Source organism: Micromonospora sp. CPCC 206171 (genome assembly GCF_036906755.1).
GTDB classification, from domain to species: Bacteria; Actinomycetota; Actinomycetes; order Mycobacteriales; family Micromonosporaceae; genus Micromonospora; species Micromonospora purpureochromogenes.
In genome coordinates this window covers 123,761-143,510 of record NZ_JBAKHT010000016.1, presented here as the reverse complement: position 1 = coordinate 143,510, position 19,750 = coordinate 123,761, and the positions used below count along the sequence as shown (strand labels likewise).

Sequence of the window (19,750 nt, the reverse complement as noted above, 5' to 3'; positions counted from 1 at the left end):
CCGCCGGCATTGGCCGCGCCGATCCCTCCCGCGGTGGGCCGGTGCCGCTCAGTCCTCCCGCACCGCCGCGGTGATCCGGTGCAGCGCGAAGGTGTGCAGCATCTCCGTCCGGTCGTCCTCGGCGCGCAGGTAACCGGCGCCGATCGACACCGGCCGGAGCAGCCGGGACGCGGTCGCCCCGTGCGCGTCGACATAGCCGACCCAGACCAGCGCCTTGTCCCGTACCGCCTGTTGCAGCACCGCCAGGGCCTCGCTGTGACTGTGCGCCGGCATCGGACCGGCGGCCACCCGGGCCGCGCTGCCGCGCACCACCGCCGGGGCCCGCCGGGCCGCCCGCGCCGCCGCGTCGCCCCGCCGGATCTGCTCCACCACGCCGAGCAGCCGGGGCATGGCCAGCTTCGGCGCGGCCAGCGGATCCAGCGCGCGGGTGCTCACCGACGCCCGGGCGGGCGCCCGCCGGGTCTTCGGCCGGGACAGCACCGTCGCGCCGCTGGTGTCCTCCGGCACCGGCGCGTACCCGGCGTCGCGCAGCGCGATCAGCATCCGCCCCACCTGGTACGGGGTGATCAGCACCGTCGGGGCCAGCCGGCGGAACGCCATCGACTCGAGTCGCCGGTCGGCCAGCACCTCGGCGAGCAGCGCCTCGTCGTCGCTGCGCACGTACCCACCGGCAGAGCCGAGGCGCAGCCCGCCGTGCTTGCGCGCCACGTCGTCGATCAGGTACGTCAACCCCTGCGGGATCGGGGTGCGCGACCGGCGGCGGAACAGGGCGTGCAGGTCGTCGGCGGTGTACCCGGCGTCCAGGGCGCGGCGCACGCTCGCCGTCGTGATCCGGTGCACGCTGGCCCCGCCGGCCGACTCGTGCTCGGCCACCACGTCCAGCTCGGCGGCGAGCGCCGGGTCGGGCGGGCCGGGCACCACCACGCTCAGGTCAGCCTGCACCAGGAAGTGGTCGACCGGGGCGGGCAGCAGCGCGTCCAGCGCCCGCACCGCGCTCGACGGGTCACCGCTCTCGGCGTCCGAGCGCAGGCCGAGCGGGTCGTCGCCGCCGCGCTCGTCCGCCTCGGTGACGTCGGCCAGCAGCAGCCGCCCGTACGAGGTGAGCGCGCCGAGCCCGGTGACGCCGAGCTGGGCCGCCTCGGCCAGCACCTCCCGGTGCGCGGCCTCCCGGCCCCGGCTGCGCCGGGGGGCCCGCCAGTCCAGCAGCTCCAGCACCTCGTCCGGGGTGGGTGCGGTGGCCGGCTCCAGGTCGGCCAGCACCCCGAGCACCGCCCGCCGGGCGGCCGGCGCGCCGGCCCGTTCCGCCTCGGCGGAGAGCGCGCTGATCGGCCGGTCCCGGTCGTCGCGCTGGCCGACCAGCCCGACCTGCCGGGTCATCGTCAGCCAGGCCCGGGCGAGCTGCTCCCAGCGGTGGGCCAGGGACATCGCCCGCCACACCTCGTACCCGCCGGTGGGCAGCACCTGCTGGTCGGCGCCGTAGCGGCCGGTGGTGGACCCGGGCAGGTCCATCTCCCCGACCAGCCCGGCCGTGTACGCCACCTCGAAGACCAGCGCGGTGGCCGGCTCGTCCAGCCCGACGCCGCGGGCCAGCCGGCGCAGGTCACGGACCCCGACCCCGCCCGAGCGCAGCACCGGGGCCGGCTCGGCGGCCAGGCTCTCCAGCAGCGCCTCGGTGTGGCGTACCAGCTCCATGGTCTGCCCGGCCCCGGCGGAGTCGACCGCCTTCGGCTCGCGTGGCGGCGCGGTGACCGACGGCGGGCTGGTGCGCAGCGGGCCCAGCGGGCCGCTGTCCCGGCGCAGCAGCAGCCCCACCTCGCGGGGCAGCTCGACGGTGCCGCCGGAGACCCGCACCAGCAGCCGCGCGTCGACCAGCCAGCGGATCGGCGAGCCGGTGGGCGCGCCGCCGTTGGTGGCGTCCGGCGGCAGGTCGTCCTCCGCGCCGACCGGGGGCGCCTGGAGGGCGCCCGGCGGCACGCTGCCCACCGGCGGCCCGGCGGCGAGCCGGTCCAGGATCGCCCGGGCCGAGGGCGGAGCGGCCAGCAGCGTCCGCCGCAGCTTCGCCGGGTCCGCGCAGAGTGCCGCCGTCCGCGCGTCCAGCTCCGCCGCCGGTCGCCCCAGCCCCGCCGGGTACGGGGAGACCTCGTCGACGCTGCCCGCGACGCGCAGGGCGTGCTCCGGGCCGTACAGCAGGAAGCGCGCACGCAGCCGGTCCACCGCGGCCCGGACGGTGGTCGGGGCGGGCGGGTGCGGCCCGGCGGCGGCCATCGCGAGGACGGCGTCGGTGGAGGTGGTGCCCTCCTCGGGGTGCCGGGTGAGTCGGGCGGCGTCGAGGATCTGGAGGGTGAACTGGTCCAGCCCGTCCAGCGCACGGGCCACGGAGACCCGCGACTCGGCCCGGATGGCGAGGGCGGAGACGTCGGCGGGCACCGGCACCACGAGGTCGGGCCGCAACTGGAGCAGGGCGGCCAGCGACTCGTCCGGCAGGGCGCGCAGGTGGTCGGCGAGTGAGGTGGTCATCGTCGTTCCACGCTAGCCCGCTGCGGGGCCGTCCCGCCCCTCGGACGTCCGGCTCGGTCCGGGTTGGGCGGGTACGTTCTCGGGGTGCTTCCACTGATGGTCGGTTTCGACCTCGACATGACCCTGGTCGACTCCCGCCCCGGCATCGCCGCCTGCTTCCGGGCGCTGACCGCGCAGACCGGCGTACCCGTCGACGCGGACCTCGCGGTCACCCGGCTCGGGCCGCCGTTGCGCACCGAGATCGCGCACTGGTTCCCGCCCGAGCGGGTGGACGAGGCGGTGACGCTCTACCGCGAGCTCTACCCGGCGTACGCGATCACCCCGACCGTCCCGATGCCGGGCGCGCGGGATGCGGTCGAGGCGGTGCACGCCCGTGGCGGTCGGGTGATGGTGGTGACCGCCAAGCTGGGCCGGCTGGCCCGGCTGCACCTGGAGCACCTCGGGCTGAGCGTCGACGAGGTGGCCGGGGACCTCTTCGCCGAGGAGAAGGCGACCGCGCTGCGCACGCACGGCGCGACCCTCTACGTCGGTGATCATGTGGCGGACATGGCGGCGGCGGGCGCGGCCGGGGTACCCGGCGTCGGGGTGGCCACCGGGCCGTGCCGCACCGACGAACTGCGGGCCGCCGGGGCGTACCAGGTGCTGGACGATCTCACCGGATTCCCGGCGGCGCTGGACCGGATCATCGGGCTAGCCTTGGAGCAGCAGTAGACGTCTCAAGCGAAGCAGGGGTTCTCAGGTGCCGACGGGTCGAGTGAAGTGGTATGACGCGGCCAAGGGATACGGGTTCGTCACCAGTGACGAGGGTGGCGACGTGTTCCTGCCCAAGGGCGCGCTACCCGCGGGTGTCACCGACCTGAAGGGTGGGCAGCGGGTCGACTTCAGCGTGGTGGACAGCCGCCGGGGCGCCCAGGCGATGGGGGTCAAGCTGCTGGACGTGCCGCCGTCGATGGCGGAGCTGCGCCGGCGCCCGGCCGAGGAGCTGCACGGCCTGGTCGAAGACATGATCAAGGTGCTGGAGGCGAAGGTCCAGCCGGACCTGCGCCGGGGCCGGTTCCCCGACAAGAAGACCGCGCAGAAGGTCGCTCAGCTGGTCCACGCGGTGGCGCGCGAGCTGGAGGTCTGAGGGCCGGAGGTCTTCGGGATCAGCCCGGCGTCGGCGGCCCGGCCCAGCAGCGCCTCCACGGCGGCGAAGCCCGCGTCCCCCAGGTCCGCGGTGAACTCGTTGACGTAGAGGCTGATGTGCCGGTCCACCACGTCGGGCTCCATCTCCTGCGCGCGCGAGAGCACGTACTCCCGGCTGGCGGCCGGATCGGCCCAGGCCTGGCGGACGGACTCCCGGATCCAGCCGGCCGCCGCCACCGGGTCGACGGCGCCCTTGCGAGCCAGGATCGCCCCGAGCGGGATCGGCAGGCCGGTGTCGCCCTCCCACCACTCGCCCAGGTCCACCAGCGCGGTCAGCCCGTGTCGGTGGTAGGTGAACCGCGCCTCGTGGATGACCAGCCCCGCGTCGTACTTCCCGGCGGCCACCGCCGGCATGATCTCGTGGAACGGCACCACCTCGATCCGCGCCGGCGGCCGCTCGGCTGACCAGAGCCGGAACAGCAGGTACGCGGTGGTCCGGTCGCCGGGCACCGCCACCGTGGCCCCGGTCAGGTCGGCCCGGTCCGGCCGGTCGGCCCCGATCGCTCCGTCGCCGGCTGCTCCGTCGCCGGCTGCGCTGCGGGTTAGCACCAGCGGGCCGCAGCCGCGGCCGAGCGCCCCGCCGCAGGGCAGCAGGTGGTAGTCGTCCAGCAGCCAGGGCAGTGCCGCGTAGCTCACCTTCACCAGGTCGAACGCACCCCGCTCGGCGGCCGTGTTGGTGACGTCCACGTCCGCGTAGGTCACCTCGACCGGCGGCGCGCCCGGCACTCGGCCGTGCACCAGCGCGTGGAAGACGAACGTGTCGTTGGGGCAGGGCGAGATCGCCAGGGAGAGCGCCACGCTCCCACGGTAGCCCCGCCCCCGGGTGCCCACTCCACCCCGCCCACCCCACTGTGACCCCACCCGCCGCCGCCCCGCGCCCCCGGCTTTCGCTCGCCGCTCGCCGCTTCCCCCCTCCCCACCCGGGACGCTTCTCGCCGTCCGCCACTTCCCCCGCTTGCCATCGCGCCGCCTGCCACTCCCCACGGCGCCGCTTCCCGCGTGGGCCGCTTGTGGGTCCCTACCGCGCCGCTTCCCGCGTGGGCCGCTTCCCGCTCCCTACCGCGCCGTTTCCTGCCTGCCTGCCGTCCGCAGATCTCCGGTCCCTACGGCGCTGCCCGCTGCCGCCCGTCGTTGCCGCCTGGCGACAGGCCTGGCCTGGCGACGGGCCTGGCCTCGCGACCGGACTGGCCCGGCGTCGCGACTGGTCCGGCGTCGCGACTGGTCCGGCGTCGCGACTGGTCCGGCGTCGCGACTGGTCCGGCGTCGCGACTGGTCCGGCGTCGCGACTGGTCCGGCGTCGCGACTGGTCCGGCGTCGCGACTGGCCCGGCGTCGCGACTGGCCCGGCGTCGCGACTGGCCCGGCGTCGCGACTGGCCCGGCGCGCCCGACCTCGCCGCGGCCCTCGCAGAGGGGACATGAGGTGCGTCTGTGTCGCTACCAATCTGATGACATGAATGAATCACCGGCACCACGGTCTCGGGAGACCGCCGAGAGCCGCCCCTGGCACCCGGTCCGCGCCACCAGGGCGGCGTCACGGTGGGCGGTGATCGACGCCTGGCTGCCGGTGCGGAAGTGGCCACGTGCGTCCTGCCAGTCGGGCTGAGAAGCCCAATCGGCCGTGTCGATGGCGGGCGCCGCGAGCCCTCGTCGGCCGCATGCCTATTGCGGCGGAACCGGTGAGTCATCCACGTCATCAGATTCGTAGCGACTCTTCAGGGCCCTTGTCCCCAGGTCCGAGCGTTGTCCACAGGGTTTTCCACAGGTCGCGGTGGGCTGTTGAAAATGGGAGGCCGTGCGGTCGAGCATGGTGCGGTGACGGAGCGGACACTCTCGGTCGATCTCGGTGCGGCGCTGCGGGCGCTGCGCCGGCAGGCCGATCTGAGCCAGCGAGAGCTGGCCGAAAAGTCGGGGGTGCCGCAGGCCACCATCGCGCGGATCGAGTCGGGGCGGACGACCGACCCGAGGTTCCGCACGGTCGAGCAGCTCGTCCGAGCGGCGTCCGGCCGGCTCGGCATCTCGTTGGCGGCCCCTGGTGCACCCGTGGGCGCGGGCGGCCCGGGCCGCTCCGCACGTGGCGCGAATGGCGACGAGGTGAGGGACGGCGCGTTGCCGGCTGTGCCGCACGAGGAGCTACAGGACGGCACGTTGGCGGCCGTGGCGCAAGAGGAGCTACGGGACGGGGCGCTGCCGGCTGTGCCGCACGAGGAGCTACGCGATGGCGCGGGGCGGCACTGCCCCGCTCACCTGGACGCCCGTGAGGTGCGGGAGCCGAAGGACTGGCCGGGCGCCTGGTGGGCGCACTTCTACAACCTGCCGCCCGAGCAGTGGCCGGCGCCGTTGCCCGCCGTGACCTACGAGCGGAACCGGGAACGCCGGGACAGGAGCCGTCGCCGGGAACGGGTCCGGCGCGAGGTCCAGGTACGGCGGGTCGGCCGGGACGAACTGCCGGCGACGTCCTGGCGTCTGGTCGCGGAGCTGCCCGACGGCGAGCTGGTCGGCGAACTGCGGGCGCACGAGCGCAGTATTGACCTCCTGCTGGGCTACGACCTCGGCGATCGGCGGGAGCTGCTGCTCGACGGCGTGCTGGTCGCCGCCGAACACCGTGGGCTCGGGATCGGCCGTCGGCTGCTCGACGTGCTCGTCACGGAGATGGCATCGGTCGGCATCACCACGGTCCACGCGATCGCGGAGTCCGGCGGGATCGCGTTTCTCCTCGCCTGCGGCTACCGCCTCCAGGCCGGCCGACCCGAAGCGCTCCGGCTCGACCGGCCGGTCAGCTCAGGACCCGGGCCGCCGCCGTCAGGGCGGTGAACGCCTCCCGCATCCGCCACGCCCCCCGGTCCCGGGGGCCGATCGGGTTGGAGACCGTGCGCAGCTCGGCGAAGGGCAGGCCGGCGTGCGCGGCGGCCACCGCCACGCCGTACCCCTCCATGGCCTCGGCCACGGCGTCCGGGTGACGGTCGGCGAGGGCTTGGGTGCTCGCGGCCGTGCCGGTCACCGTGCTGACGGTCAGCACCGCGCCGACGACCGCCTCGGGGAGCGCCGCGCACAGGGCGGCCAGCAGCTCCGGGTCGGCGTCGACGGTCGGGCCGCCACCCAGCAGCTCCGGCGGCATGCCCAGCTCGTCGACCGGGATGAACCCCTCGGGCGACTCCGCGCCCAGGTCCGCGGCCACGCTGCGGGTGCCGAGGACCGTCGCGCCGACGGCCACCCGGCCGGCGAAGCCGCCGCCGATCCCGGCGCTCACCACCGCCCGGTACGGGCGACCCGCCGCCTCCGCCAACGTCAGCAGCCGCGCGGTGGCGGCACCGGCCACCGCCGGCCCCACCCCGACCGGCCGTACGGTCACCGTCGGGTCGGTGAGGCCGGCCCGGATCGCCTCCGCCTCGGCCGGCACGGCGGTCAGCACCAGCAGACCCGTCACGACACCGACCCCGGCGACTGCCGGCGCTGGTCGTCGTCCACCCCGCCGGGACGCGCCACGGCGGAGGACGGCCGGTAGATGTGGTACCCGGGCGGTGCCAGCCCGGCGTCGTCGCCGGCGGTGTCGGGGGAGCGGTGGCCGGTGGGTGCCGGCGAGGTCGGCGCGGCCTGGGCGGCTGCCGCCGTGGCGGCGTCCGCCGCCGCGTCGGGATCGTGCGCCCCGGTGGTGTACGGCTCGTGGCTCGGCCCGGGCCGGTCCCGACCGGCGGTGCGCGGCTCACGGGTCGGCTCGGGCCGGTCGCGACCGTGACCGTACGGCCGGTCGGGGTGGGGCTCGTGGTTCGGCCCGGGCCGACCGCGGTCCGGGCTGTCCGGCCCGGCTGAGCCCCGGGGGCTGCCTGCCGCGTCCTCCGGCACGTCGTGGTCGGCCAGTTCCTCGTCGGTGAGCGGGCGGCCGATCAGCCGTTCGCCGCGCAGTCGACCGGCGACCACGATGCCCCGGACGGCGGCGAGCACGCCCACCCCGGCGGCTACCGCGATGCCGACCCGCCCCTCGAAGGGGACCAGGCCGAGGCCGCCGCCGGCCACGAAGGCCAGCATCAGCGCGGTCTCCGAGTGGGCGAAGGAACTGGCCCGCAGCCGCTCCGGGATCCGCTCCTGGATCGAGGCGTCCACGGCCAGTTTGGCGATTCCGCTGGTCAGCGCGGCGACCAGGCAGAGCACCGCCACCATCGGCAGGGAGAACTTCACCGTGGCCAGGACGGCCACCCCGGCCACGATGATCATGCTGCTCGACTGAATCGCGGCGGGCCGGTGGATGCGCAGCCGGGTGCCGAGCGCGGTGGCCAGGAAGCCGCCCACCACCAGCGCCCCGCCGACCAGGCCCAGCGCCGCCTGGTCGCTGAGTTCCCGCCCGAAGAAGTCGGTGTTCAGGTCGCCCTTCTTGAGCGCGAACGCGAGGAAGAGCAGCAGGAAGCCGTAGAGCGCCCGCGGCGCTGCCGCGCCGATCAGGGTGGCGATCACCAGGCGGCCGGCCGGGCGACCCCGGCCCAGCGGCCGGTCCCGGTCGGGGTTCAGCCCGCGCCACGGGCGGGGCACCCGCTCCGGCGGCTCGGAGTCCGCCTTCGGTGGCAGCCGCAGCGCGATCACCATGCCGACCAGGAAGATCACCGAGGCCACCCGCAGCGGCCACTGCGGCCCGAACCAGAACGCGGCCAGCCCGATCGGCGCCACCAGGGCACCGGCCACCGTGCCGTAGACGCTGGCCCGGGCGCCGACCTGGGAGAGGCCGAGCCCCTCGGGCAGCAACCGGGGCACGGCCGCCGAGCGGGCCACCCCGTACGCCCGGGAGAGCGCGAGCACGCCGAACGCGGCCGGGTAGAGCCCGAGGCCGCCGATGTAGTCCGAGATCAACCAGGCCAGGAACGCCCGGCCGAGCATGGTGGTGGCCAGGGCGTACCGGCGGCCGTGCCGGAAGTGGTCGAGCAACGGGCCGACCACCGGTGCGAGCATGGCGAACGGCACCATCGTGACCAGCAGGTAGAGCGCGACCTTGCTGCGCGCCTCGCCGAGCGGGACGTCGAAGAAGATCGTCCCGGCCAGGCCGATCGCGATCAGCGTGTCGCCGGCGCAGGAGACCGCGTGCAGGTCGAAGAGGCGGACCATGCCGACCTCACCGCCGGCTCCCCGGGCCCGCGCCGATCCCGCCCGCCGGGTCATCCAGCGTCCTCCGCGCAGTGATCCGCGGAACAGCAGACGTACGGAGCGGATGCCCGTGCCGACGGTCCGGCCGAGGACGGACCGCCCGGAGCGGGAGGAGAGCGGCATGTGCACCATCCTCGCCCATCTGATCCACGCCCGTCGCGCCACCTGGGGAAGACGTCATCGGGGAGTCCCTGTCAGGCGGCGACGCGCATGGGGAACAATGGACGGGTGACCAGGCCCGCCTCCACCCGCGCCGCCCGCCTCGACCAGGTCTGCGCCGCCGCCGTCGACGTGGCGCGCGACGCCATCACCGAGGTGGAGCCCTCCGACGTCGGTGATCACCTGCGCGCCGTCGCCGAGGGCGACCGGGTCGTCACGCACTACTTCGAGTGCCGGCTCGCCGGCTACCGCGGCTGGCGGTGGGCGGTCACCGTGACCCGGGTGCCGCGCAGCAAGCACGTCACGATCTGCGAGACCGTGCTGCTGCCCGGCTCCGACGCCCTGCTCGCCCCGGGCTGGCTGCCCTGGCAGGAGCGGCTCAAGCCGGGCGACCTCGGCCCGGGCGACCTGCTGCCCACCGCGCCCGACGACGAGCGGCTGGCCCCGGGCTACCTGCTCTCCGACGACCCGGCGGTCGAGGAGGTCTCCTGGGAGCTCGGCCTCGGCCGGCCCCGGGTGCTGTCCCGCGAGGGGCGCTCCGAGACTGCCGAGCGCTGGTACGAGGGCGACCACGGCCCGTCCGCGCCGATCTCGGTGGCGGCGCCCGCCGCCGCCCGCTGCGGCACCTGCGGCTTCTACCTGCCGCTGGCCGGTGCGATGCGGCAGGCCTTCGGCGCCTGCGGCAACTTCTACGCCCCGGACGACGGCCGGGTGGTCAGCGCCGACCACGGCTGTGGCGCGCACTCCGAGGCGCTGGTCGAGGCGGCGGAGTCCCCGGTCGACGAGATGCCCACGATCTACGACGACAGCGCGGTCGAGGCCATGTCGGTCAGCCGCGCGCCGGGGTCGGTGGAGTCGGCCGAGCCGGCGGAGCCGTACGGCCACTCCTGACCGTTCAGTCCCGCGGGGACGATTCGCGACGGCGGCGCCGGTTGGCGTCGTGCCGCATCATCACGGCCAGACCGGGAAAGCCCCACAGGAAACCGGCCAGGCAGGTCCAGAGCCAGTTCTGGTGCCCGTGCTCGGTGAGCCAGCCCCGGAAGAAGACCAGCAGGACGAGGCCGACGACCGCCCAGGCGATCAGCCCGGCGACCGCGAACGGGACCATCGGCGGGTCGAGCGGCTCGGGCCGCGGCGCTTGCTCCTGTGGCACGGGAGAAAGCGTACGCGATCAACTTTCCCTGCCTGGCCGTGATCTGGGACGATGCGCGCGACAACGGAAGATCACCTGCGAGGGACCTGATGGCCATTGCGCCGCCGGACAACGGCACTCCACCCGATCCCGCCCAGCCCCGCACCGGTTTCGACCGGTTCTTCGAGATCTCCGCCCGTGGTTCGACGATGAGCCGCGAGGTACGAGGCGGTCTGGCGACCTTCTTCACGATGGCGTACATCGTGGTGTTGAACCCGCTGATCCTGGGCGGCGCCGTCGACGGTGACGGCAAGAAGCTCTCGATCCCCGCACTGGCCGCCGCGACCGCCCTGGTCGCCGGCCTGATGACGATGCTGATGGGCGTCGTCGGACGATTCCCGATGGCGCTGGCCGCCGGTCTGGGCGTGAACGCGCTGGTCGCGTACGAGATCGCCCCGGAGATGACCTGGGCGGACGCGATGGGCCTGGTGGTGATCGAGGGTGTGATCATCGCCGTGCTGGTCCTCACCAACCTGCGTACCGCGGTCTTCCGCTCGGTCCCCACCCAGCTGAAGACGGCCATCGGCGTCGGCATCGGTCTCTTCCTGACCATCATCGGCCTGGTCGACGCCGGCTTCGTCCGGCGCGTCCCGGACGTGGCCAACACCACCGTCCCGGTGGGCCTGGGCATCAACGGCAAGATCGTCAGCTGGCCGATGCTGGTCTTCGTGCTCGGCCTGCTGCTCACCCTGGTGCTGGTGGTACGCCGGGTGCGCGGCGCGATCCTGATCGGCATCCTGGCCTCGACCGTGCTGGCGATCATCGTGGAGGCGGTCGCCAACGTCGGGCCGTCCTTCGTCGACGGCAAGCCCAACCCCAAGGGCTGGTCGCTGAACGTGCCGGAGCTGCCCAAGCAGATCGTGGACGTGCCGGACCTGTCGCTGCTGGGCAACTTCAACGTGCTGGACTCGTGGAGCCGGGCCGGCTGGCTGGTGCCGCTGATGTTCGTCTTCACCCTGCTGATCACCGACTTCTTCGACACCATGGGCACGATGGTGGCGATCGGCCAGGAGGGGGACATGCTCGACGAGCAGGGCACCCCGCCGCGGGCCAAGGAGATCCTGCTGGTCGACTCGATCGCCGCGGCGGCCGGTGGCGCGGCGAGCGTCTCCAGCAACACGTCGTACATCGAGAGCGCCGCCGGTGTGGGGGAGGGCGCCCGGACCGGCGTGGCCAACCTGGTCACCGGCACCCTGTTCCTGCTGGCGATGTTCCTGGCGCCGCTGTCGCTGGTGGTGCCCTTCGAGGCGGCCTCGACGGCGCTGGTGGTGGTCGGCTTCCTGATGATGACCGCGGTGCGCACCATCGACTGGACCGACTACGAGATCGCCATCCCGGCGTTCCTCGCCATCACCTTCATGCCGTTCACGTACTCGATCTCCAACGGCATCGGCGCCGGCATCATCAGCTACGTGGTGCTGAAGCTGGCCAAGGGGAAGGCGCGGGACATCCACCCACTGCTCTACGGGGTGGCCGCGCTCTTCGTGCTCTACTTCCTGCGCGGGCCGATCGAGTCCGCGGTGCTGTAGCTGACCGCCGCTCCGGGCCGGGGGCGAAACCGGATACCCGGCCCGGAGCAGCACAAACCCCTCGTGAGCATGGTCATATCGCGTGTCGTTAGCCAGGCTCATTAGTTATGCTAACTACTGTGACGGAGCGGACGGTGACGGCGAAACGCGTGCCACCGGCGCAGCTGGCCCCTCAGCTGCGTGATGCGATCACCCGACTCAACCGGCGGGTCCGACAGGCCCGCCCGGTCGGCGACCTGACGGTCACCCAGCTCTCCGCGCTCACCAGCCTCAAGCTGGCGGGCGCGCTGACGCCCCGGGAACTGGCCGACGTCGAGCGGGTGCAGCCACCGACGATGACCAAGATCGTCGCGAAGTTGGAGGAGCGCGGCCTCGTGCAGCGCACCCCCCACCCGACCGACGGTCGTCAGGTCATCCTGGCGGCGACCGAGGGGGGCCTGGCCGTGCTCGAACAGTTCGAGCGGGCCCGCAACGAATGGCTGGCCAGCCGGCTCGCCGCGCTCACGGAGGACGAACGCGACACGCTGCGGCGGGCCGCCGAGATCCTCCAGCAGCTCGCCAGAGCCTGACCGCACCCGTACCTCGGGGTCCGCACCGTCCGCCGTGGATGAGGCGTACCACCGAGGAGGCGCACCAAGAGTGCAGGCGAAGCTGACGACGATGTTCCAGTCCCTACAGGTCCGTAACTACCGGCTATTCGCATCCGGGCAGCTGATCAAGCTGATCGGCGTCTGGATGATGTTCATCGCCCAGGACTGGCTCGTCCTCGAGCTCTCCGACGACTCCGCCACCGCGCTCGGCGTGGTGACGGCGCTCCAGTTCACCCCGGTGCTGCTGCTCACCCTGCTCTCCGGCCGCCTCGCCGACCGGTACGACAAGCGACTGCTGCTCTTCGTCGCCAACGCCTTCTGGACGGTGCTCGCGCTCGCGATGAGCGCGCTGGTCCTCACCGACCTGGTGCAGCTCTGGCACGTCTTCGCCTTCGCCGCCCTGCTCGGCGTCGCCAACGCCGTCGAGACCCCGGTCCGGCAGGCGTTCGTCTCCGAGCTGGTCGGCATGTCCCTGCTGCCCAACGCGCTCTCGCTCAACGCGGCGGTGTTCAACTCGGCGCGGATCGTGGGCCCGGCCGTGGCCGGCCTGGCCATCGCCGCCTTCGACGTCGGCCCGGTGTTCCTCTTCACCGCGGTCAGCTCGATCGCCCCACTGGCCACCGTGGTACGGATGCGCCCCGCCGAACTGCACCGCAAGGACCTGCCGCCGGTCGGCGAGCGGGACTCGGCCAAGGTCGTCGACGGGCTGCGGTACGTCTTCCGCCGTCCCGACCTGCTGCTGCCGATGGCGGTGATGTCGGTGATCGGGATGACCCTGTTCAACTTCCAGCTCACCCTGGCCGCACTGGCCAAGACGGTGTTCCGTACCGGTGCCGCCTCGTTCGGCCTGTTCAGCACCGCGCTGGCGATCGGGGCCCTGGTCGGGGCGCTGGCCGGCACCGGGCGGCGCAGCCGCCCCTCGGTCTGGGTGGTGCTCGGCGCGGCGGTCGGCTGTGCCGTCTTCGGCACCCTGGTCGGGCTGGCGCCGGCGTACTGGCTGGTGGTGGCGTTGCTGCTGCCCACCGGCTTCTTCATGGTCTTCTTCGCCCAGGCCGCCAACCAGCGGGTCCAGCTCGGCGTCGACGCCGCCTTCCGGGGCCGGGTCATGGCGCTCTGGGTGCTGGTCTTCCTCGGCACCAACCCGGTCGGCGCCCCGCTGATCGGCTGGGTCGCCGAGACCTACGGCGCCGGGGCGAGCATCTGGATCGGCGGCCTGATCTCGCTGGCCACCGCCCTGCTCGCGCTCACCTGGCAGCTGCGCCGCTCCGGCGCCCGACTGCGCTTCCGGGTGCTGCCCATGCCCCGCTTCTACGTGATCTCGTCGCCCGACTGCTGACCGACGCGCCGCCGGCCCGCCCCCGCCATGCGGGAATGCGGGCCGGTTTCGCGTCCGGATACCGGCAATCCGGTGGCGGGAGCCCGGCGTCGGCCTTAGCGTCGATATGTGGCAGGCGGTGGCGCACTGACGCTGGTACTGGCGATCCTCGCCGTGGCATGTCTGCCGGCGGCGTTCGCCCTGCTCTTCTGCCTCGACGAGATCTTCGACCGGGTGGCCTGCGGCTGGGCCGAGTGGCGCGACGGGCGACGCGAGCGCCGCACCATCGCCCGGCTGGACCGGGCGATCGAGGCGGACGCCCTCACCCGCGACATCGACCTGACCCAGCTCGACCGGGTCGACCGGCAACCCCTGGAACGCATCGCCGCCGACCTGCGCCGCCTCGGCGGGCACCGGCTCGCCGCCCGTGGCCGCTCGGTGGTCTGGCACACCTCGGTCATCGACGCGTACGACGACCGGCTCGGGGCCGCCTGCGCGGCGCTGGCGATCACCGAGCACCTCACCGAGCTGGAGGGCGTGGACCGGGAGATCGAGCGGGTCCGGGTCGAAGGACTGCTCGCCCAGGCGGGGCTGGCGCTGCCGGCCGCCGTCGCCGGCCGCAGACCCCGTCACCGGCGGGCGTGAGACTCTTCGTCGCGGTCTACCCGCCGCCCGCCGTGGTCGCTCACCTGACCGACCGGCTCGCCGGGCTGCGGATCGGCGCCGCCTCCGCCGCCGGCATCAACGTACGCCTCGCCGACCCGGCGAACCTGCACGTCACGCTCGCCTTCCTCGGTGACGTGGAGGCGGACCGCCTGGTGGACGTGGAGAGCACCCTCGGGCTCGCCGCCGAGACCTCCCGGGCGGGGCGCCTCGGCGCACCCCGGCTCCGGCTCGGCGGGGGCGGCCGGTTCGGCCGGGGCCGCTTCACCGTGCTCTGGGTGGACCTGCTCGGCGACGTCGCGGCGCTGCACGTGCTGGGCCGGTTGATCCGGATGGGGCTGCGCCGCAACCGCCTCCCGCACGACGAGAAGCCGTTCCGCCCGCACCTGACGATCGCCCGTCCCGGCGACCGGATCGACCCGGCCGACGTGGAGGCCGACCGGGCCGCGCTCGGCGGCTACGAGGGGCCGGAGTGGCCGGCGACCGAGCTGGTGCTGGTCCGCAGCCACCCCGGCCCCCGGCCGACGTACGACCGGCTCGCCGCCTGGCCGCTCTGACCGGGCGGAGCACGCGCCTAACCGGCGTGGGTCACCAGGCCCAGGCCTCCGGGCCGGGGCCGCCGTTGCCGACCGGCGGGAACAGCTCGTCGAGGCGCTTCTCGGTCGCCTCGTCGATGTCGACGGTCAACGCGCCCAGGCTCCGGTCGAGCTGGTCCACGGTGCGCGGGCCGATGATCGGGGCGGTCACCCCGGGCCGGGAGAGCAGCCAGCCCAGCGCCACGTCGGCCGGGTCGTGCCCGAGGTCCGCGCAGAGCTTCTCGTACGCCTCGATGGTCGTCCGGTGCTCGGCCAGCGCGTCGGCGGCGCGCCCGCTGGCACCCCGCGCGGCACCGCCCTCGGCCATCTTGCGCAGGACGCCGCTGAGCAGTCCGCCGTGCAGCGGCGACCAGGGGATGACGCCCAGCCCGTAGTGCTGCGCGGCGGGGATCACCTCCAGCTCGACGTGCCGGGTGAGCAGGTTGTAGATGGACTGCTCGGCGACCAGACCGAGGAAGTTGCGTCGGCCCGCCGCCGCCTGCGCCTGGGCGATGTGCCAACCGGCGAAGTTGGACGATCCGACGTAGATCACCTTGCCCTGGGCGACCAGGGTCTCCATCGCCTGCCAGATCTCCTCCCACGGCGTGCTCCGGGAGACGTGGTGCATCTGGTACAGGTCGATCACGTCGGTCTGCAGCCGGCGCAGCGAGTCCTCGCAGGCCCGGATGATGTGCCGGGCGCTCAGGCCCTGCTCGTTGGGCCAGTCGCCCATCTTGCCGTAGACCTTGGTGGCGAGGACCACCTTGTCGCGCCGGCCGCCGCCCTGGGCGAACCAGCGGCCGATGATCTGCTCGGTGATGCCCTCACCGGTCTGCCAGCCGTACACGTTGGCGGTGTCGAAGAAGTTGATGCCGTGTTCCAGCGCCCGGTCCATGATGGCGAAGCTGTCCGGCTCGGTGGTCTGCGGCCCGAAGTTCATCGTGCCGAGGCAGAGCCGGCTCACCGACAGACCGGTGCGTCCCAGATTCGTGTACTCCATGGGTCCACCCTGGCACGCGCGCACTTAGAGTGCCTTACGACAACTCCAGTTCGGCGCGTCTGACGCCGCGCTGCGACCTGGAGCCGTCGCGCGTGCCAGGGTGCCGGTTGGATCAGGAGGACTCGCGGGCCGCCGGGCCGGTGCCGAAGAGGACGTCGTCCCAGCTCGGCAGCCGCTTGCGCGGCTTGCCGGAGGCATCCGTGGACTCGCCGCCGGCGGCCGCCGCGGCGCCCGTGCGGCGCGGCCGGAGCACCGCCAGCGACGGTACGGCCGGGACCTCCTTCGGCGCGTCCGAGTCGTCGTCGAACGCCGAACCCTGACCGCCGCCGAGCAGTGCCGCCGCGCCCCCGGCGACGGCCCGCTGCCGGGGTGCGTCGGCACCGGCCAGCGCGGCCGGGGAGCGCGGGTCGAGGCCGCGACCCGAGGTGCCGCCGAGCGGTCGGTCGAGGGAGGCGAGCAGGGCGTCGCGCCCGGCCCGGATCGGGTCCCGCCCGGGACGGCTGTGCTCGCCGGCCGCCGGCAGACCGTGCCCGCCCCGGCTCGGCTCGCCGCGCGACGGGCCGGGCAGCGCGTGCCCGCCCCGCTCCGGCGCCGGCTCCTGGCCGAGGATCGGCGTCGGACGCTCGGCGCACAGGTACTGCGCCATGTCGTCGTGCGGGGTGACGTTCTGCCGCAGCTTGTCGAGGTCCCAGACCGCCTGCGCGGTGGCCTTGCCCGACGGCCAGGTGGCGATGATCCGCCAGGTGCCGTCGTCGCGCCGGTACGCGTCCCAGGAGATCTTCTCGGTGTCTATCCCGTGCTGGGCCAGCCGGCCGTTGACCACCTCGGCCAGCGGGGTCGGCTTCTCGGCGCCCTTGAGCCGGGTGCGCCGGGCGTGCTGGGCGAGCATGGCCCGCTCCTGGAGCACCGGGCCGGCGTAGCGCAGCACCCGGTCGACCGGGACCCCCGCGATGCGGGCGACGTCCTCGGCGGACTCGCCGGAGCGGATCCGGGCCTGGATGTCCCGTGGGGAGAGCGACGGCGTCGGGTCGGCGGCGGCGGGCACCACCGCGAGCGGCGCCGCGCCGGGCTCGGCGTGCAGCACCGTGGCGATGCGTTCGTCGATGGGGAGGGCGAGCAGGCGCCCGACCTCGTCGGCGAGCACCAGAGCCTGGCCGTCCTCGGAGAGGGCGACGAAGCGTACTGGGCGCATGGCGTTGCCTCCGTCCCGCTTCGCTGGCCGTCACGCCACGAGCCGGCCACCCGGGCGTCCTCGGACCACCGTACGCTCTCCTACCCGAAGGTGGGGGATGCGACACCCGCATGTCGTGACTGAGCTGCGACGATGATCACGGTGGGTGGTCGACGGAGCCCCGTCGACCACCCACCGTGACTGTCTACTGGAGCCGGTCCACCACGTAGTCGATGCAGGCGGTCAGCGCCTCCACGTCGGCCGGCTCGACCGCCGGGAAGAGCGCGACGCGGAGCTGGTTGCGACCCAGCTTCCGGTACGGCTCGGTGTCCACGATGCCGTTGGCGCGCAGCGCCTTGGCGATCGCCGAGGCGTCCACCCCGTCGACGAAGTCGATCGTGGCGACCACGTTGGAGCGCAGCGCCGGGTCGGCGACGTACGGCGTGGCCACGGCGGAGCGCTCGGCCCAGCCGTACACGATGGCCGCGCTCTCGGCGGTGCGCTTGGCCGCCCAGGCCAGCCCGCCCTGCGAGTTCATCCAGTCGGTCTGCTCGGCCGCCAGGAAGATGGTGGCCAGCGCCGGCGTGTTGTACGTCTGCTCCAGCCGCGAGTTGTCGATCGCGGTGACCAGGTCGAGGAAGGCCGGGATGTAGCGGCCGGATCCCTTGATCTCGGTGGCCCGCTCCAGTGCGGCCGGCGACATCAGGGCCAGCCAGAGGCCACCGTCGGAGCCGAAGCACTTCTGCGGCGCGAAGTAGTAGACGTCGGTCTCGCCGACGTTGACCTCCAGGCCGCCCGCGCCCGAGGTGGCGTCGACCAGCAGCAGCGAGCCGGGGTCGGCGCCGGGCACCCGGCTGATCGGCACCGCGACACCGGTGGAGGTCTCGTTGTGCGGGGTGGCGTAGACGTCCACGCCGGCCTCGGCGACCAGCGTCGGCGCGGTGCCCGCCGCGGACTTGCGGACCGTCGGCTCGCCGAGGAACGGCGCGTCGGCGACCGACTTGGCGAACTTCGCGCCGAACTCGCCGAAGCTGGCGAACTGGGCGCGGTCGCGGATCAGGCCGAAGGTGGCGACCTCCCAGAAGGCGGTGGTGCCACCGTTGCCGATGATCACCTCGTAGCCCTCGGGGAGGGAGAAGAACTCAGCGACCCCCCGGCGCAGCCGGGCCACCTCGTCGCGGACGGTCTTCTGCCGGTGCGAGGTGCCCAGGTAGCTGGTGGCCACGTCCGCGAGTGCGGAGACGGCCGCCGGACGGACCTTGGACGGCCCGCAGCCGAACCGCCCGTCGGCGGGCTTGATGTCGTCGGGAATCCGGATGGTCGGTGCGTCAGCCACGGTTGTCGAGATCCTTCCGCATGGGCGAGGGCGGGCCCTTCACCGGGCGGGGACCTGCGGCGGACGCGTGCGCGGGCGCACGGGCGGCCGGGATCTCCAGCCCGGTCCGGCGGCACTGCCGAGCCTTCATCCTCGCACTTCGCCCCGGCGGTCCGGCGGCTGGTCCCGCCCCGTGCGCTGAGGGATGCGCCACAACCCGGCCGGGGCGCGCGAAGGGGCCCCGTCCGCGCGGACGGGGCCCCTCGACGGGTACGCGGGTCAGACGCCGTGCGGGATGGCGTCCCAGCCCTCGACCTCGCTGGGCTTGCGGCTGCCCGGCCCGACGTAGCGGGCGGACGGCCGGACCAGCCGCTGGAGCTTCTTCTGCTCCAGGATGTGCGCGCTCCAGCCGCCCATCCGGGCGCAGGTGAACATCGAGGTGAACATGTGCGCGGGCACCTCGGCGAAGTCCAGCACCACGGCCGACCAGAACTCGACGTTGGTGGCGAGCACCCGGTCCGGGCGGCGGGCCTGGAGCTCGGCCAGCGCGGCCTTCTCCAGCGCCTCGGCGATCTCGAAGCGCGGCGCGCCCAGCTCCTTGGCGGTCCGGCGCAGCACGCGGGCGCGGGGGTCCTCGGCCCGGTAGACCCGGTGGCCGAAGCCCATCAGCCGCTCGCCGCGGTCGAGGACGCCCTTGACGTACCCCTCGGCGTCGCCGCTGCGCTCGACGGCCTCCAGCATGCTCAGCACCCGGCTCGGGGCGCCGCCGTGCAGCGGGCCGGAGAGGGCGCCGATGCCGGAGGAGATGCAGGCCGCGGCGTCGGCGCCGGTGGAGGCGACGATCCGGGTGGTGAAGGTGGAGGCGTTCAGGCCGTGCTCGGCGGCCGAGATGAAGTACGCGTCGACGGCCTTGACGTGCCGCGGGTCGGGCTCGCCGCGCCAGCGCTTCATGAAGCGCTCGACGATCGTCTCGGCCTTGTCGATCTCCTTCTGCGGCACGGCGGGCAGGCCGAGGCCGCGAGCCGACTGGGCGACGAAGGACAGCGCGGTCACCGAGACCCGGGCCAGGTCCTCGCGGGCCTGCTCGTCGGAGATGTCCAGCAGCTGGTCGAGCCCCCAGTACGGGGCCAGCATGGCGACCGCGGACTGCACGTCGACGCGGATGTCGCCGGAGTGCACCGGTACCGGGAACGGCTCCGCCGGCGGCAGGCCCGGGCCGAACCGCCCGTCGACCAGCAGCGCCCAGACGTTGCCGAAGGAGACCTGGCCGATCAGATCCTCGATGTCGACACCGCGGTAGCGCAGCGCGCCACCCGCGCGGTCCGGTTCGGCGATCTCGGTCTCGAAGGCTACGACGCCCTCCAGGCCCGGTTTGAAGTCAGACATGTCGTCTCCTGGCTTCCGGCTCGGT

At 74.0% G+C, this 19,750-nt stretch carries 17 protein-coding genes and 1 pseudogene; 9 read left to right on the top strand and 9 right to left on the bottom strand.

Annotated elements, in window-relative coordinates:
* Positions 1 to 48 precede the first annotated feature (48 nt).
* Positions 49 to 2,517: a helicase-associated domain-containing protein gene (locus V6U89_RS19365; RefSeq protein ID WP_334572735.1), complete on the bottom strand. Its 2,469-nt coding sequence runs from the start codon at positions 2,515 to 2,517 to the stop codon at positions 49 to 51.
* 84 nt (positions 2,518 to 2,601) lie between these two features.
* On the opposite strand from V6U89_RS19365, the gene V6U89_RS19360 reads away from it, so the two are divergent.
* A complete protein-coding gene (locus tag V6U89_RS19360) occupies positions 2,602 to 3,228 on the top strand; it encodes an HAD family hydrolase (RefSeq protein WP_334572734.1) in 627 nt (208 codons plus the stop codon).
* A 28-nt stretch (positions 3,229 to 3,256) separates the two neighbouring features.
* The gene (locus tag V6U89_RS19355) at positions 3,257 to 3,643 is read left to right on the top strand and encodes a cold-shock protein (RefSeq protein ID WP_210776414.1); all 387 of its coding nucleotides are present in this window, start codon (positions 3,257 to 3,259) and stop codon (positions 3,641 to 3,643) included.
* Here V6U89_RS19355 and V6U89_RS19350 read toward each other — a convergent pair.
* Positions 3,604 to 4,500 (bottom strand): 1,4-dihydroxy-6-naphthoate synthase, encoded by an 897-nt coding sequence (locus tag V6U89_RS19350; protein WP_334572733.1) that lies wholly within the window; start codon positions 4,498 to 4,500, stop codon positions 3,604 to 3,606. The genes V6U89_RS19355 and V6U89_RS19350 overlap by 40 nt on opposite strands.
* A gap of 1,015 nt (positions 4,501 to 5,515) precedes the next feature.
* Here V6U89_RS19350 and V6U89_RS19345 point away from each other — a divergent pair.
* On the top strand, positions 5,516 to 6,514 hold the full coding sequence (locus V6U89_RS19345; RefSeq protein ID WP_334572732.1) for a GNAT family N-acetyltransferase: 999 nt from the start codon (positions 5,516 to 5,518) through the stop codon (positions 6,512 to 6,514).
* Here V6U89_RS19345 and V6U89_RS19340 read toward each other — a convergent pair.
* Both V6U89_RS19340 and V6U89_RS19335 read right to left on the bottom strand, forming a co-directional pair.
* Positions 6,477 to 7,127 carry a futalosine hydrolase gene (locus V6U89_RS19340; RefSeq protein WP_334572731.1) on the bottom strand — a complete coding sequence of 217 codons (651 nt, stop codon included), beginning with the start codon at positions 7,125 to 7,127 and terminating at the stop codon, positions 6,477 to 6,479. The genes V6U89_RS19345 and V6U89_RS19340 overlap by 38 nt on opposite strands.
* Positions 7,124 to 8,953 (bottom strand): annotated as a pseudogene (locus V6U89_RS19335) (MFS transporter). The gene V6U89_RS19340 and the pseudogene V6U89_RS19335 overlap by 4 nt, the downstream one beginning before the upstream one ends.
* An 87-nt stretch (positions 8,954 to 9,040) precedes the next feature.
* Between V6U89_RS19335 and V6U89_RS19330 the strand changes: the two are divergent.
* Positions 9,041 to 9,880: a DUF3027 domain-containing protein gene (locus V6U89_RS19330; RefSeq protein WP_334572729.1), complete on the top strand. Its 840-nt coding sequence runs from the start codon at positions 9,041 to 9,043 to the stop codon at positions 9,878 to 9,880.
* A 4-nt stretch (positions 9,881 to 9,884) separates the two neighbouring features.
* Here the strand turns inward: V6U89_RS19330 and V6U89_RS19325 are convergent, their stop codons facing one another.
* Positions 9,885 to 10,097, bottom strand: coding sequence for a DUF2530 domain-containing protein (locus tag V6U89_RS19325; RefSeq protein ID WP_218896793.1), 213 nt, complete (start codon positions 10,095 to 10,097; stop codon positions 9,885 to 9,887).
* 134 nt (positions 10,098 to 10,231) lie between these two features.
* On the opposite strand from V6U89_RS19325, the gene V6U89_RS19320 reads away from it, so the two are divergent.
* From V6U89_RS19320 to thpR, 5 genes are all read left to right on the top strand, one after another.
* On the top strand, positions 10,232 to 11,710 hold the full coding sequence (locus V6U89_RS19320) for an NCS2 family permease (RefSeq protein WP_334572728.1): 1,479 nt from the start codon (positions 10,232 to 10,234) through the stop codon (positions 11,708 to 11,710).
* Positions 11,711 to 11,829: 119 nt separating this feature from the next.
* A complete protein-coding gene (locus V6U89_RS19315; RefSeq protein ID WP_172894517.1) occupies positions 11,830 to 12,279 on the top strand; it encodes a MarR family winged helix-turn-helix transcriptional regulator in 450 nt (149 codons plus the stop codon).
* Between the two features lie 70 nt (positions 12,280 to 12,349).
* Positions 12,350 to 13,636, top strand: coding sequence for an MFS transporter (locus tag V6U89_RS19310; RefSeq protein WP_334572727.1), 1,287 nt, complete (start codon positions 12,350 to 12,352; stop codon positions 13,634 to 13,636).
* A gap of 108 nt (positions 13,637 to 13,744) precedes the next feature.
* Positions 13,745 to 14,260: a hypothetical protein gene (locus V6U89_RS19305; protein ID WP_334572726.1), complete on the top strand. Its 516-nt coding sequence runs from the start codon at positions 13,745 to 13,747 to the stop codon at positions 14,258 to 14,260.
* A complete protein-coding gene (gene thpR / locus V6U89_RS19300; protein WP_334572725.1) occupies positions 14,257 to 14,835 on the top strand; it encodes an RNA 2',3'-cyclic phosphodiesterase in 579 nt (192 codons plus the stop codon). The genes V6U89_RS19305 and thpR overlap by 4 nt, the downstream gene beginning before the upstream one ends.
* A gap of 31 nt (positions 14,836 to 14,866) precedes the next feature.
* On the opposite strand, the gene V6U89_RS19295 is transcribed toward thpR, so the two are convergent.
* From V6U89_RS19295 to V6U89_RS19280, 4 genes are all read right to left on the bottom strand, one after another.
* On the bottom strand, positions 14,867 to 15,853 hold the full coding sequence (locus V6U89_RS19295) for an aldo/keto reductase (protein WP_334572724.1): 987 nt from the start codon (positions 15,851 to 15,853) through the stop codon (positions 14,867 to 14,869).
* A gap of 112 nt (positions 15,854 to 15,965) precedes the next feature.
* The gene (gene sepH / locus V6U89_RS19290) at positions 15,966 to 17,045 is read right to left on the bottom strand and encodes a septation protein SepH (protein WP_334572723.1); all 1,080 of its coding nucleotides are present in this window, start codon (positions 17,043 to 17,045) and stop codon (positions 15,966 to 15,968) included.
* A 184-nt stretch (positions 17,046 to 17,229) separates the two neighbouring features.
* Complete coding sequence (gene serC / locus V6U89_RS19285) at positions 17,230 to 18,360, bottom strand: phosphoserine transaminase (protein WP_334572722.1); 1,131 nt, start codon at positions 18,358 to 18,360, stop codon at positions 17,230 to 17,232.
* A gap of 258 nt (positions 18,361 to 18,618) precedes the next feature.
* A complete protein-coding gene (locus tag V6U89_RS19280; protein WP_334572719.1) occupies positions 18,619 to 19,725 on the bottom strand; it encodes a citrate synthase 2 in 1,107 nt (368 codons plus the stop codon).
* Between the last annotated feature and the right edge of the window lie 25 nt (positions 19,726 to 19,750).

Coding starts and splice junctions, on each gene's coding strand:
- V6U89_RS19365 (WP_334572735.1), bottom strand. CDS start 2,517: ATGACCACCTCACTCGCCGACCACCTGCGCGCCCTGCCGGACGAGTCG.
- V6U89_RS19330 (WP_334572729.1), top strand. CDS start 9,041: ATGGGGAACAATGGACGGGTGACCAGGCCCGCCTCCACCCGCGCCGCC.
- V6U89_RS19325 (WP_218896793.1), bottom strand. CDS start 10,097: ATGGTCCCGTTCGCGGTCGCCGGGCTGATCGCCTGGGCGGTCGTCGGC.
- V6U89_RS19320 (WP_334572728.1), top strand. CDS start 10,232: ATGGCCATTGCGCCGCCGGACAACGGCACTCCACCCGATCCCGCCCAG.
- V6U89_RS19295 (WP_334572724.1), bottom strand. CDS start 15,853: ATGGAGTACACGAATCTGGGACGCACCGGTCTGTCGGTGAGCCGGCTC.
- sepH (WP_334572723.1), bottom strand. CDS start 17,045: ATGCGCCCAGTACGCTTCGTCGCCCTCTCCGAGGACGGCCAGGCTCTG.
- V6U89_RS19280 (WP_334572719.1), bottom strand. CDS start 19,725: ATGTCTGACTTCAAACCGGGCCTGGAGGGCGTCGTAGCCTTCGAGACC.